The sequence below is a fragment of the Roseateles sp. GW821-FHT03B02 genome (assembly GCF_059421025.1).
Map to the genome: position 1 here is coordinate 98016 of NZ_JBWKUV010000006.1, position 13449 is coordinate 111464.

General features: G+C 70.3%; 9 protein-coding genes. 6 read left to right on the forward strand and 3 right to left on the reverse strand.

What is annotated here, in order from left to right; all coding sequences use genetic code 11:
- Positions 1-996, forward strand: coding sequence for a S49 family peptidase (locus AC07VX_RS17120; RefSeq protein ID WP_493165704.1), 996 nt, complete (start codon positions 1-3; stop codon positions 994-996).
- Positions 997-1011: 15 nt separating this feature from the next.
- Here the strand turns inward: AC07VX_RS17120 and AC07VX_RS17125 are convergent, their stop codons facing one another.
- On the reverse strand, positions 1012-6372 hold the full coding sequence (locus AC07VX_RS17125) for a hypothetical protein (RefSeq protein ID WP_493165703.1): 5361 nt from the start codon (positions 6370-6372) through the stop codon (positions 1012-1014).
- 621 nt (positions 6373-6993) lie between these two features.
- On the reverse strand, positions 6994-7158 hold the full coding sequence (locus tag AC07VX_RS17130; RefSeq protein ID WP_493183920.1) for a hypothetical protein: 165 nt from the start codon (positions 7156-7158) through the stop codon (positions 6994-6996).
- A 274-nt stretch (positions 7159-7432) separates the two neighbouring features.
- On the opposite strand from AC07VX_RS17130, the gene AC07VX_RS17135 reads away from it, so the two are divergent.
- On the forward strand, positions 7433-7729 hold the full coding sequence (locus tag AC07VX_RS17135; RefSeq protein ID WP_493165702.1) for a helix-turn-helix domain-containing protein: 297 nt from the start codon (positions 7433-7435) through the stop codon (positions 7727-7729).
- Positions 7726-9117 carry a HipA domain-containing protein gene (locus AC07VX_RS17140; RefSeq protein ID WP_493165701.1) on the forward strand — a complete coding sequence of 464 codons (1392 nt, stop codon included), beginning with the start codon at positions 7726-7728 and terminating at the stop codon, positions 9115-9117. The genes AC07VX_RS17135 and AC07VX_RS17140 overlap by 4 nt, the downstream gene beginning before the upstream one ends.
- A gap of 432 nt (positions 9118-9549) precedes the next feature.
- On the opposite strand, the gene AC07VX_RS17145 is transcribed toward AC07VX_RS17140, so the two are convergent.
- Positions 9550-9888: a hypothetical protein gene (locus AC07VX_RS17145; RefSeq protein ID WP_493165700.1), complete on the reverse strand. Its 339-nt coding sequence runs from the start codon at positions 9886-9888 to the stop codon at positions 9550-9552.
- A 122-nt stretch (positions 9889-10010) separates the two neighbouring features.
- Between AC07VX_RS17145 and AC07VX_RS17150 the strand changes: the two genes are divergently transcribed.
- The 3 genes from AC07VX_RS17150 (at position 10011) to AC07VX_RS17160 (ending at position 13417) form a co-directional block, all read left to right on the forward strand.
- Positions 10011-11633, forward strand: coding sequence for a gamma-glutamyltransferase family protein (locus tag AC07VX_RS17150; protein ID WP_493165699.1), 1623 nt, complete (start codon positions 10011-10013; stop codon positions 11631-11633).
- Positions 11630-12004 carry a PPC domain-containing DNA-binding protein gene (locus AC07VX_RS17155; RefSeq protein ID WP_493165698.1) on the forward strand — a complete coding sequence of 125 codons (375 nt, stop codon included), beginning with the start codon at positions 11630-11632 and terminating at the stop codon, positions 12002-12004. The genes AC07VX_RS17150 and AC07VX_RS17155 overlap by 4 nt, the downstream gene beginning before the upstream one ends.
- Positions 12005-12148: 144 nt before the next feature.
- Entirely contained in the window at positions 12149-13417 is a 1269-nt protein-coding gene (locus tag AC07VX_RS17160; RefSeq protein WP_493165697.1) for an MFS transporter, read from the forward strand.
- Positions 13418-13449 lie beyond the last annotated feature (32 nt).

A 13449-nucleotide genomic window follows, 5' to 3' on the forward strand; every position in this document is an offset into this window, starting at 1 on the left:
ATGAGCACCCCCGACGACGACCTGCCGCCTCCCATGCAAGAGCCCGTGGGCGTGCCGCCTGCGCCGCTGGTGGCGCCCCAGCATGAAGCCTTGCTGGCCCAGCTGGCGCGCGATTTCCTGCGCGAGCGGCGCCTGGAGCGCCGCTGGCGCACCATGTTCCGGCTGTTCTGGCTGGGCCTGGCGGGGCTGCTCGTCTACAGCTTGTGGCTGCAGGGGCGCCACGTCACGCCTTCGACGACGCCGCACACCGCCCTCGTCGAGGTGCGCGGCGAGATCGCCGCCGACACCGAGGCCAGCGCCGAGCTGCTGCTGGCCGCGCTGAAGGATGCCTTCAAGGACGACGGCGCCCAGGCCGTGGTGCTGCGCATCAACTCGCCCGGCGGCAGCCCCGTGCAGGCCGGCATCGTCTATGACGAGATCAAGCGGCTGAAGAAGCAGTACGACAAGCCGGTCTACGCCGTCGTCGAGGAGATGTGTGCCTCGGGCGCCTACTACATCGCCGCCGCGGCTGACGAGATCTACGTCGACAAGGCCTCGGTCGTCGGCTCCATCGGCGTGCTGATGGACGGCTTCGGCTTCACTGGCCTGATGGACAAGCTGGGCGTCGAGCGCCGCCTGCTGACCGCCGGCGACAACAAGGGCATGCTGGACCCGTTCAGCCCGGTGTCCCCGAAGCAGCGCGCCTATGCCCAGGCCATGCTGGACCAGATCCACCAGCAGTTCATCACCGTCGTGCGCGAGGGCCGCGGCAAGCGGCTCAAGGAAACGCAGGACACGTTCTCCGGCCTGTTCTGGAACGGCGAGCAGGCCGTCAAGCTGGGCCTGGCCGATCACTTCGGCAACCTGGACTACGTGGCGCGCGAGGTGGTCAAGGCCGAGGACGTCGTCGACTACACGCCCCGCGACAACGTCGCAGAGCGCCTGGCCAAGCGCTTCGGCGCCGCCATGGGTGCGGGTGCCGTGAAGGCGCTGCGGGAGCTGGCGCCTATCCGCTGACCCGATCCCGGCCGGCTACGCCGTCATGGCGTAGACCATCTCGAGCACGAGCAGCGGCCTTGGCTTCACGGCATCGACGGTGGCGTTCAGCATCAGCGTGAATGCCCACTGTGCCGGGCTGCCCAGGGACTGTTGCTGCCGTTGCCAGTTGGCCAGGGCCTGGGCTGCAGCCTGGGCCGTGGCCTCTGCAAGGGGCAGCTCATGCCCGAGGAATACCGGCACGGACGTCTGCAGGGCGGGGCGGGCGGCGTCCGGTGGTGCCAACGCGTACTGGCAGCGGGCCGCCAGGGATCCCAGCCACGGACCATGCTCCTGCCCAGGCGGCGCCAGCGCGGTGAACACGGCGGCCAGCGCCTGCGCCACGGTGTCTCCCAATGCCGAGATGTCCAGGGGCGCCTGCCAGATGTTCAGCGGCGCCATGCTTTGCTGGGCCTCGAGGTCCGGCGTGCGCAGGAGGAAGCCGTCCTGCGTGTCCGGCCCCTGTTCGCCGAGCAGCCTGGGGTTGCGCTGCACGGACAGCGAGGCCTGCGCACATTCGAGGACAGGCAGCGACAGCCCCGTCCAGGCGAAGCGGAGCTGCGGGACGATGCCTGGCAGCAGGCTGGATGCGACGCCGAGCGGGTAGGTCCTGGTGTCGCCGACAGGCTTGTCAGCCGTCAGCAGCATGGCTTCGCCGTCGGGCTGGATGACGCTGACGTCGGGCCAGAGGTCCAGCGCGGCGGGGGCCTCCAGGCGGGTCAGTACGAGGGCTGCAGGGGGTGCAGCGGCGTCGGCGGGGCGCGCAGCCGTGAGCCGCACCCGGTATGACAGGCGTTGCGGTTGCGGCGGTGCGGCATGGGCCGAGGAGCGGGCGTGGCCGCTGAAGCCCCCGGCGTGCTCCCAATGCTTGTCCCAGGCTTTCGCAACGGCGACCACCTGCTTGGCGAAGGTCTGCGCCAGGCGGGCCAGCGTGGCCTCGTCCGGGCGCGTGGAAGGATCGGCAAGACCGCCCAGCCGGGCCCAGAGCGGGTCGGCGACAGCCATGTACCGGGCCAGCGCGGAGGCCAGATCGGACCCTGTGGCATGGCGCGGGCCGAGCTGATGAGTTAGCCGTGGGGCATTGAAGTTGACCTCGACATGAACCTCGTCCTGGGCGGCATGCTCGCAGGCGTAGCTGAGCTCGTAGGTCCACCGGCTGGCCTCTTCCGGTGTTGCGGGGAGGGCAAAGCTGGGCACGGTGCGCTGTCCGAGCAGCACCGGCAGCGCGGGCAGGGTGCGCCTTGGCAGCGGCACCTCGGCGGCGCCCAGCGCCACCTGGGTGCTGGCCGGCCAGAGGGCCCCCTTGAGCGCAGGACTGAAGCCGATGCGTTGCAAGGCGTGGCCCTTGTCCGCTTCGAACTCGAGATCGCTGCATTCGTACTGCAGGTCAAGGTGGGCGCTGCTGTCGCGGGCTGCAGCGTCCGCGGCCACCAGCAAGGTCAGGAACGACGGGCTCGTGTCGAGCCGGATGCTGCCCGTCGCGGGCGTGCACGCAGGCGCGGATCGGACCTCTGTGGCCGCCGTTCCGACCGAGCCCTGCAGCCGGGCCCCGTGCCCGCCGGGCGACGTCCACGGCGACTGGACGGTCGTGTCGTACTGCAGGGCTGCCGACACCGCATAGGCCCGGGAGAGCTGCTCGCCCAGCGCCTGCTCCATGATGCTGCGGGCCTCGGCCTGCCCGGCGGCGGCGCGTGGATCCTCCAGAGCCAGCACGGCAGAGAGCCCGGCGGCGATGCCGCTGGACAGGGTCGCCTTGGCGCCCAGCACGTCGTCCAGTGACGCGCGGGCGGCTTTGTTGCGGTAGATGGCGTCGACGCAGGCTGCCGACAGGAACAGGTCCACGTCGGCAAGGAAACGTTGCGCCCAGGGCTCCGGGTCCACGTCCTCGAACGAGATGGCCGTGGCCATGGCCGAAAGCCCGCCGTCGTCCTGCAGGGACTGGATTTCCGCGCTCATGGAGACGGGGGCCGCATAGAGCGGCCTGAGCGCGAAGACGCGTGGCTGGGTGGCCTTGCCGTCGGGGGCCGTCACGCCCGGCGCGGCGCTGACTTGCGTGATGCCGCCGGTGCCGAAGTTCACCGCCCAGAGTTCGGTGCCGGCGTCGGCGGCCCGGCCTGTTGCCAGCCGCAACCAGGGCAGGTGCTCGTGCAATGCCGCCCCGGCAGGCGCCGTGCTCGACGCCGGGATGAAGGACTCGGACCGCTCGACCGGTCCGTCCCCGCGTCCGGTGCGAAAGGCCGGATCCACCGCATCGCCAGGGCGCTGCAGGCGCAACGCGACGCTGAGCCGGAAGGCCGCCGACGGGAACGGCCCCGCGCCGACGGCCGTCGCCGTGTCGAGCACCACCGCCGTCGGCGGCAGCAAGGCCATGGCCCCGGCCTTCAGGAAGGCGCGTCCCTGCAGGTCTTCCACCAGCTCGGCCAGGCTGATCACCACGCCCTGCGCGGCAAAGCGCCACACCAGGCTGTTGAGCGTGTCCCGATCGCGGGTCGTGAGGCGGCCCTGGGGGGTGTCGTGGTGGCTGAGCTGCAGCAGCAGGCCTGGCGCGACCAGGCCCGGCACGCCCGCATTGGCCTGCGCGAAGGCCACGGCGTCCAGGCCGTAGAGATCGGCGACCTCCGCCGGTGTCAACGGCGTGTTGCCCGGCAGCAGGGCCGGCGGACAGATCAGCAGTGCGCCCGGTGCCAGATGGTCGCTGGCGTCGCCGATGGCGGCGACGAGGTCGGCCAGCGTGATGGTGCTCGACCGCGCCTGAAGCTGGGCGAGCACGCCGCCCAGCGAATCGCCCGCCCGGGCCGTGACCTGGACGCCCGCCACCGTGATCGTGCCGGCAGCGAGGGTGCCGGGCATGGCCAGGTTGGCGGCGGCAAGCCTGAGGGCCGCATCCGTGCCGCCCGCTGCAGGCAGGAAGAGGGCGGCCACCCTGGCCAGGCTGTCGTCCGCCTGCACGGTGTAGGGCACCCGGACCTGCGCTGCGTCGGCCGGCAGCGACGCGGTGGCCGGCACCTGCAGCGGTGAGCCTGCCGGCACCCGCAATGCCGCATTGGCCTGCAGCAGCTGGGCGGCGGTGATGCCGTGGCGCAGGGCGAAGTCGTGCAGGCTGCACGGGTCGCCCGCGGCGGGCACCGGCGACTGCATGCTGCCCCAGCCGAGGCTGGCGCCGGCGTCGAAGAGGCCTGCGTTCTTCCCGTTGAGCGCTGCCAGTTCGGTGGCGCTGGCGCCGCTCGCGTTGCAGGACAGGCTGTCGGCAGCCGAGCCGGCACCTGCGGCGCGGCTCACGTAGTGCAGGGTGGTGAGCTGGGCCCCCGGCATGAACATGCCGTCCTGCGCCCCGTTGCGGGCAGCGATGGCGTCGAGGCCGTCGCTCACGCCCAGGGCTGCGAATGCCTGGCACACCTCCTCCAGCGTTCCGACGGGCTGGGTCTGGCCGGCGGGCGTCGCCCCCACCGTGACGGCGACATCGCCCATCTTGAAGACGAAGCCGTGGCGCAATACCCCCGGGGTCTGGCGGCAGTCGCCGGCGAGCAGCGCGGCGGTGGTGTGGTGCTGCGCTGCCAGCGCGTCCAGCGACTCCGACCCGGTCACCGGGACGACGGCGGCGGGCCTGGCGAGCACGGCGCCGGCACGCAGCGGCAGCTCGGCGTTGCGCATCAGCAGGGCGGCCGCCGTCAGCGCCGGCCAGTGGGCCGGTGCCCGGGCGACCAGCCCGTCAGCGGTGTCTGCCGCGGCGAAGTCGACGTGCAGGGGCACCGTCACAGCCTGCGCGCCCAGCAGCGCGGCGATCGGCGTGGCGGCGTTGGCCTGGGCGAGCTCGGCCCAGTCCGGCCCGTAGAGATCGCGCACCGAATCCAGCGTCCCGGGTGCAGCGGCGAAGGGACGCACGGGCTGCAGGGCCGCCGCGGCCCTGGCCGCCACGAAGGTTGCCGCGACGAAGGCCCGCAGCGGCTCCAGCCCCTCGAGCGCGACGGGCTCGGGATCACCGCGGCCGCCCTGGCGCAGCGAGGTGACGACCGACAGCGAGAGCTCCGGTTGAGCTAGCTGGAAGTGGATCGCAGCGAAGCGTTCGGCGAGTCGACGGGCGCCGTCCGTAAAGTCGTCGTGCGCCTGCCCGGGGCAGGGCTGCAGAAGGGATGGCTGCGCGGCGACGGTGATCCGGAGCTGCGCGCCGCCCTGCGCCGGCTGGAGCGTGAAACCGGTGGCCACGCCAGGCCAGTCGGCGACGGCGCCCAGCGGGTCCGTGTAGCCCACGGGGAGGGTGAGCGTGCCAGCGGCGGGCTGGGGCGCAGCGATCGCATCCCCCGGTGGGTCGGAAAAATCGAGCCGTATCACCACGCTGGATCCCACGCCGCGGTAAGGGTCCTGCTCGGGGTCTGGCAGTCCGGGAACCGCCGGGGCCCGGGATGGCGGCCCGAACCGGGCCACAGCCACGACCTGGTCGTGGCGCCAGCAACCGCCGTCCGGCTCGGCGGCGACCGTGCGGCCGGCACGGCGCCAGCGGTCGTTGCGGGCACGGCGCCGCGCATGCAGACCCAGCCCGTCGCAACTGACGGGCCCCGGCTGTATCGCGAATACTGGCGTCTCAGCAGGCGCTGCCACCCACTGGCAGGTCGCCTTTGAGAGCAGTGCCTGCAGCTGTGCCTGCCGCGTCAGGCTGCCGGATGCGGGCAGCATCAGGCTGAAGCCCACATGGCCCGGTGGTACCCGTGCGATCAGCGCCGTGTCGGATTCGTCGGCCGCCTCCAGATCCAGCGCCGTCGTCGTGGCGTCCAGTCCGGGCCCGACCAGCGCGGCGTTGTTGAAGGGCAGCAGCGTGCGTCCTGTCGCCAGCGCCGAGGCCTGCTGATCGCCGACGATCACCAGCAGTGTCAGCGTCACGCCGCCGTCGGCATCCAGTGCGCTGGCCGGCAGGTCGCCGCCGTCGCTGCCCGTGAAGCCGAAGCAGTAGCCCTGGCCACCGACCGCGCGCGCCTCGCAGAGCAGGCGCAGCCATGGCGCAAGTTCGTCGAGCGACGCGCAGCAGCTGTCCGGCTCGAATGCATCGACAAGACGGCCGATGGGGTTCTCCGACGCCATCCCTGCCGTCGCACGCGTCTTCACGATGAAGGTGAGGGACGGGTCCGTGGCCAGCTCGTCGAGGCAGGTCGTGCCGTCCGCACTGTCCGCACGGGCAATCAGCAGGCGGGCGACCGTGTCTTGGCCGCCGGTGGTTGCAAGATGGTGCTGCAGATCCGTCAGCAGCTCACGGTCGCCGGCGTCCGTGCCCTGCAGCGCGTACTGATGGGCGATGCCTGCGAGCCGGCGCAGCCTGACGTCGATCAGGGTGGCCCAGGTCACGTTCTCCAGAATGTCCGGCGGCACGCAGGTATCGGAACCTCTGTCGGCCGGCATCACGTCGTACGGGGTCGTGGCGCCGGCCCGTGCCCGTGCCCGCAGGGGGCCTGGAAAGGGCCACACGGTCGCAGTTCCCGTGAGCGATGCGTCCGTGGGGCGCGGGTGCGTGGCCAGGGTGGGCTGCAAAATGGGCAATGCCGAGTGGTGCAGCAAGGGCAGTCGGCGATCCAGCCGATAGGTACGCGGTGCCGAGGTCGCCAGCTTGAGCGACTGGGGTCCGGCGGCGATCGGCAGCGCGGGAGGTTCAACTTCTGGACGAATGGCGGACATCGCGCTGTTCTCCCCGTTGAGCGCCAAGGCGTCGAATTTGAATATGCCGCCGGCACCGCCCTGCCGGGTCTGTCAGGCGGTGCGATTGCAATGTGCTCAGCTTCGCGCCGACGCGCCGTTCACCGCTTGACGTGGATCATGCGCCCGCGCAGCGACCGCCCTGGCATCGGGCGGATGCCTGTGTCCACGACGGCATGCGTGGCCGCCGGGGCACTTCGGAGCTGGCGCGGCAGGACCGGGGACACCGGTATTCGCCGGTCGTCTTCCGGTCGATGCAAGCGCCCGCAAAGGGGGCATCGGCGTCGACGGTCAGCATCGTCAACGTCGGGACTTCTGATCGCTCGCAAGAAGGCCGAAGTCCTCGTCTTCAGTCATGTCGGACAAGCCGATGGGAATCGGTTCGTGCCATCGGGCACTCCGGGCCCGACGCTGACGGACGGCGCGAATGTGCTGAACCGCGAGCTCGCCGGTGAGTTCGCCCATGGCGCTGAGGCCTTGTCGATGAGTGACAAGTCGGCGTAGGACCTCGACTTGGGCTCTCGCCAGACCGGGCACGTCACCGGGCTCTGAACCTCGCCGGCGGCGCTTGAAGATTTCGGAATTCCAGTGCCAGCGTTCGTGGCGAGTCCTGGCGAGACCTCGTTTCGGAATTCAAGGAACTTGTTGCCAGCCGAGGCTTGGCAACGGTACGATTTCGGAATTGCAGAAATAGTTTCTTGACTTGCCTTGTAGACGCTGAAATTCCTGGAACTCCGAAATGACGCAAATCGCCACCTCCGATGACCTCCTGCGCATCGGCTCTTCCGCGGATCTCGGCCCTGCCATCCGTGCTCGGCGCCGGGAGCAATCGCTCAGGATTGACGACGCTGCTTCGCTGAGCGGCGTCTCCGTTGACTTGCTGTCCCGTCTTGAGAATGGCAAGGGCTCCGTGCGGGTGGACAAGCTGTTGACCGTGTTGGACAGCCTGGGCCTTGCCCTCATGCTGGGGCCCAAGAGCCATCCCCTGATGCAGGCTGAGCTGCAGGCTGGCGGTGAGTTGCCGGAGCATTCATGAGCGGTTCCGGCGTCCCAACCGTTGTCGCCCATCATCCCTGGCACGAGTTGGGCCTTTGGGCCGATGGCCAGAAGGTGGCCATGCTGGCCCACGAGCCTTTGAACGACCAGTGGGCGCTGCACTACGACTCAGCGTGGGTGGCCAGGCCGGGGGCGTTTGCGCTGTCGCCTGCGCTTCCCTTGCGGCCCCCTGCCGCTGGCTACGCCCGCGGTGCGGTGAAGCGCTTCGTGGAGAACCTGCTGCCCGAGGGGCGCGCGCTCGACATCACCGCCTCGACCTTCCACGTCTCGAAGTCGAACGTCTACGCACTTATCAGCGCCCTTGGCGCGGAGACCACGGGGGCATTGCGTTTCTGGCCTGCGGATGAGGCACCGTCGGCCATCGCGACCGCGCCGCCGCGAGAGGTGACGCGCGAGGAGCTCGACAGACGGCTGGCCGAGCGGGACCAGACGCCTTTGGTGGTTTGGGATGGCAAGGTTCGCATGTCCATTGCGGGCGTTCAGGACAAGTTGATGGTCTACCTCGACCGTCCGCTGGACGAGGGCGGTCGCTTGTTCCTCGTCGAGCCGCCCTTGGCCTCGACACACATCCTCAAGCCCGATCCCGGACGAGAGCTAACAGCGTATCTCGTCGTCAATGAGCACTTCTGCATGACGCTGGCTCGGCGCATGAAATTGCCGGTGGCGGACGTCGCCATCTACAGGACGCCGCGGCCAGTGCTGCTCGTCCGGCGCTTCGACCGCACCGCATTGCAAGGGGAAGCCGGCCCCGTCGTCCAGCGCGTGCACATCATCGACGCCTGCCAGGCCTCGGACCTGCCAGTGACCTACAAATACGAACGGAACCTCGGCAGCGGCGAGCACCTGCGCCACATCCGCGACGGAGTGAGCTTCGAGGTCCTATTCGGCAGGGCCGAGCAGACCGTGAACAAGGCTGCCGCGCGCATGACCTTGCTCAGGTGGGCCCTGTTCCAGTTCCTGATTGGCAACAGCGATGCACATGGCAAGAACTTCTCGTTCTTTGTCCACCGCGAGGGTCTGGAGCCGGCGCCCTGGTACGACTTGGTCAGCGTAGTCCAGTACCCCGGCATCGACCATGAGTTGGCCATGGCCTGGGGCGATGCGTTCTCGCTGGAAGAGGTGACGGCGTTTGCATTGGCGGACTTTGCGCAACGGTGCGGGGTCGACCGGCAGCTGCTCAGGCGCGAGGCCAGGCGGATGGCCAGGCTCGCCGTCGAACACGCGCCGCAGCAGGCTCAGGCCACCGACTACATCGACGAGGCCGAGCGGGCCTTCGCAGGCCAGTTGCGGGATTTCATCGTGGGACAGGCCGGGCGACTGACCCGGTTGGCCGATGACGCCGCGAAGATGAGAAGCGAGTTCCTGTGACAGTCAGCGGAGTCTAGGCAAGGTCTGTCCAAAAACCCGCCCATGACGTGCGCGCAGATGATTTGAGCTCGGGGCCGGCAGCAGGTCGCGCGCTGTAAGCTGATTGACGCCGCGGCGGGCACTTCTGGTCCGCCTGCGCAGCACTCGCCCGCGTCGGGAACTTCCCCTTTATGTGTCCAGCCGAGGAGGTCCTGCATTTCTTCTCCTCGTCGACCTCACCCCGCTCGGCGCGGATGATGGGGTCGCGCGCATGCGCGCCGGAATCGCAGACTCCACCGCCACCGCCACCGCCACCGTCGGCGACATTGAGCGACGGAAACTGACGCTGTTCGCAGGCGCGGTGAACACATCTTGAGAACGGGCGCCACGGCGTCGAGAACAAAAAAGCCGCAGCCCCTGGGGGCTGCGGCCTTGCGCGGAGCGCTGATGCGCTTACTGCGTCTTGGTTTCGGTCTTGGCGGGCATGTCGGTCTTGGCCGCCGCGTGGTGCTTCTTGGCGTGGTGCTTGCCGGCATGCTTGGCGCTGCTGGCGGCTTCGGCCGGCGCGGCGGCGGTCGCTGCTGCGGCAGGGGCCGTCGTGGCAGCCACGGGGGCGGGCTTGGCGGTCGTCGTGGCGGCCGGAGCCGGCGTTGCGGCCTGAGCCACGGCGCTCGCGGCGGTGGTCTTCGCGGCAGCCGGTGCGGCAGTGGCCGGGGTCGGGTTTTGCGCCAGGGCCACGCCAGAGGCGAGCGTGATGAGGGCGGTGGCGATGGTGGTCTTCAGCGTGTTCATCTTGAGGGCTCCAGGGTGGTTTCGGGATTCGGTTCGGCTTCGCGAAAGCTTGTGGAGACAACGACGCCTGCGCGCTCGGCGTTGACCCCGTTGCAAAGCCTTACAACGGCAGAATCACCCTCATGAACATCCCGCACCCTCCGCACCGCTTCGACTGGAAGGCTGGCTACCCGAGCCGGCGCAGCCCGCTGTTCGCGCGCAACATCGTGTCGACCTCGCATCCGCTCGCGGCCCAGGCCGGGCTGCGCATGCTGCAGTCCGGCGGCAACGCGGTCGACGCGGCGATCGCCGCTGCGGCCTGCATGACGCTGGTGGAGCCCTGCAGCAACGGCCTGGGCTCGGACGCCTTCTGCATCCTGTGGGATGGACGGCAGCTGCACGGCCTCAATGCCTCGGGCCCCGCGCCGGCGGCGTGGACGCCGGCGTTCTTCGGCGAGGCGGCCATGCCCCGGCGCGGCTGGGGCTCGGTCACGGTGCCCGGTGCGGTGGGCGGCTGGATGGCCCTGAGCGAGCGCTTCGGCCGGCTGCCCTTCGCCGACCTGATGCAGCCCGCCATCGAGATCGCCGAGCGCGGCTACGCGGTGCCACCCATCGTGCAGGGCAAGTGGGCCCTGGCCGCGGCCCTGGCCGAGATCACCTCGCAGCCCGGCTTTGCGCCGGCCTTTCTGCCGCATGGCCGCGCGCCCGAGGTGGGCGAGCTGTTCCGCTTTGCCGACGCGGCGCGCAGCCTGAAGCTCATCGCCGAATCCAGGGGCGAGGCCTTCTACCGCGGCGAGATCGCGGCGGCCCTGGCCCGCTTCGCGCGTGACACCGGCGGCGCGATGACCGAGGCCGACCTGGCCGCCTACCGGCCCGAATGGGTCACGCCGCTGGCCAAGGACTTCGGCGGGCATACGCTGCACGAGATCCCGCCCAACGGCCAGGGCATTGCTGCGCAGATGGCGCTGGGGCTGCTGGAGCACTGCAACCTGACGGCGCACGAGGTCGACAGCCCCGAGGCCCAGCACCTGATGATCGAGGCGATGAAGCTGGCGTTTGCGGATGTCTACCGCTTCGTCGCCGAGCCGAGCGCGATGACGGTCAGCTCGGCGCAACTGCTGGACCCCGGCTACCTGGCCTCGCGAGCCCGCCTCATCGACCCGGCCCGCGCCCAGGTCTTCGGCGCTGGCAACCCCGTGAAGGGCGGCACCATCTACCTGACCGCGGCCGACGAGTCGGGAATGATGGTGAGCTTCATCCAGAGCAACTACATGGGCTTCGGCTCGGGTCTGGTGCTGCCGGGCTATGGCATCAGCCTGCAAAACCGTGGCCACTGCTTCACGCTGGAGCCCGGCCATCCCAACCAGGTTGCGCCGGGCAAGCGGCCCTTCCACACCATCATTCCCGCCTTCCTCACCCGGGACGGTGCGCCGGTCATGAGCTTCGGCGTCATGGGCGGCAACATGCAGCCGCAGGGGCACCTGCAGACGCTGGTGCGCATGCTCTGCTACGGCCAGAACCCGCAGGCCGCCTGCGATGCGCCGCGCTGGCGCTTCAACGAGGGGCTGTCGATCAACGTCGAGCCACACATGCCCGCTGCCACCATCGACGCGCTGCGCGTGCGCGGCCACGAGATCGGCGACATCCACGACAGCTACCAGGACTTCGGTGCCGGCCAGTTCATCTGGCGCATGGGCGAGCCGGGCGTGGCGGGCTATGTGGCCGCCAGCGATCCGCGCCGCGACGGCGCAGCGGTGGGCTGGTGAAGGTGCAGGCGCTGCGCCTGAACCCCGGCGACGACCTGCGCGGCGCCCTGGCTCAGCGCACCGGCTTCGTCATCGCCGGCATCGGCAGCCTCGCGCAGGCACAGCTGCGCTTTGCCGGCGAGCCCGGCCCGACGCGCATCGAGGGGCCGCTGGAGATCCTGACATTGAACGGAAGCCTCACGCCAGACGGCGCCCACCTGCACGCCAGCGTGTCGGATGCCTCGGGGCGCGTGCTCGGCGGCCATGTCTGCGCGGGCTGCGAGGTGCGCACGACGGCCGAGTTGCTGGTGGCGCCGCTGCCGCCCGGCACGCTGTCGCGCGAGTTCGACGCTGGCACCGGCTACGCCGAACTGCGCATCCTCAATCCATGACCGCCGGCACGCGACACCGCCCGGCCGCGCTGCTAGCATGCTGCGCATGACCAAGCTGCTCGACCTCGACTGACGCCCGGCGCGTCGCCCATCCCGGCGGGGCCTGCCCCGCCTGTCGAGTCCTGTCGGAGCCATCCAAGCGTCATGTTCTCCAATTTCTTCACCCTCGCGCCCGGCGATCTGCTGCGCGACGTGGTCTACCGGCGGCTGTGGTCGTCCATCCTCATTTCCTCCCTCGGCGGTCAGGTCACCATGCTGGCCCTGCCGCTGACGGCGGCCGTGCTGCTCAATGCCAGCCCCACGCAGATGGGTCTGCTGCAGGCGATGGAGATCCTGCCCTTCGTGCTGTTCTCCCTGCCTTCGGGCGTGCTGCTGGACCGCGTGCGCAAGCTGCCGGTCTACGTGGCCGGGGAGACGCTGCTCGCCTTCGCGGTCGCCACCGTGCCGCTGGCCGCCTGGATGGGTTGGCTCAGCATGGGCTGGCTCTATGTCGTCGGCTTCGTGCTCGGCGCCGTGCACACCACGGCGGGCAGCGCCGCGCAGATCGTGCTGACCCAGGTGGTGCCGCGCGAGCGCCTCGTCGAGGCCCACGCCAAGAATGCGCTGGCCGGCTCGGGCGCCGAGGTGGTGGGGCCGGGCCTGGCGGGGGTGCTGATCAAGCTGCTCGGCGCACCGCTGGCCCTGGCGGTGGATGCGCTGGCCCTGCTGGCGTCGGCCGTCATCCTGCGCGGCATCCGCGTGAAGGAGCAGCTCTCTCCCGCTCGCGGGGCCTTCTGGGCCTCGCTGAAGGAAGGTCTGGCCTTCGTGCGCTCGCAGAAGCTGCTCGTCAGCCTGGCCACGGCCTGTGGCGGCTGGCAGCTCTTTCACAACGCGGCCCTGGTCGTGCAGATCCTGTTCGCCACGCGCGAGCTGCAGCTGGCGCCCCAGGTGGTGGGCCTGTCCTATGTCGCGCTGGGTGCGGGCACCGTGCTGGCCAGCATCTTCGGCCACCGCATCAGCCGCCGCATCGGGCCTGGGCCCTGCCTCGTGCTGGGCTATGCGGCCTGCGGTATCGGCTGGCTGCAGCTGGCGCTGGCGCCCGCGGGGCAGCTGGGCGTGGTCAGCTTTGCGCTGATGCTGTTCGCTTTCGGTGTCGGTGCCGTGCTCATCTTCATCAACTTCCTGTCGCTGCGCCAGGCCGTCACGCCCGCGCCCATGCTGGGCCGCATGACCAGCACGATGCGCTGGCTCATCCTGCTGCCGGCCGGCCCGGGGGCGCTGATCGGCGGCTGGCTGGGCGAGCACATCGGCCTGCGCGCGGCGCTGGCCTTCTCGGGCGTGGGCGCCTGCCTGCTGGCGGCGGCGGCCTGGCGGCATCCGGTCATCCGTGGCGTGCGCGAGCTGCCCAAGCCGGTGGAAGTGCTGGCGGCATGAGTGCCGTGACGCACCGCCCAGGGCCACGGCTC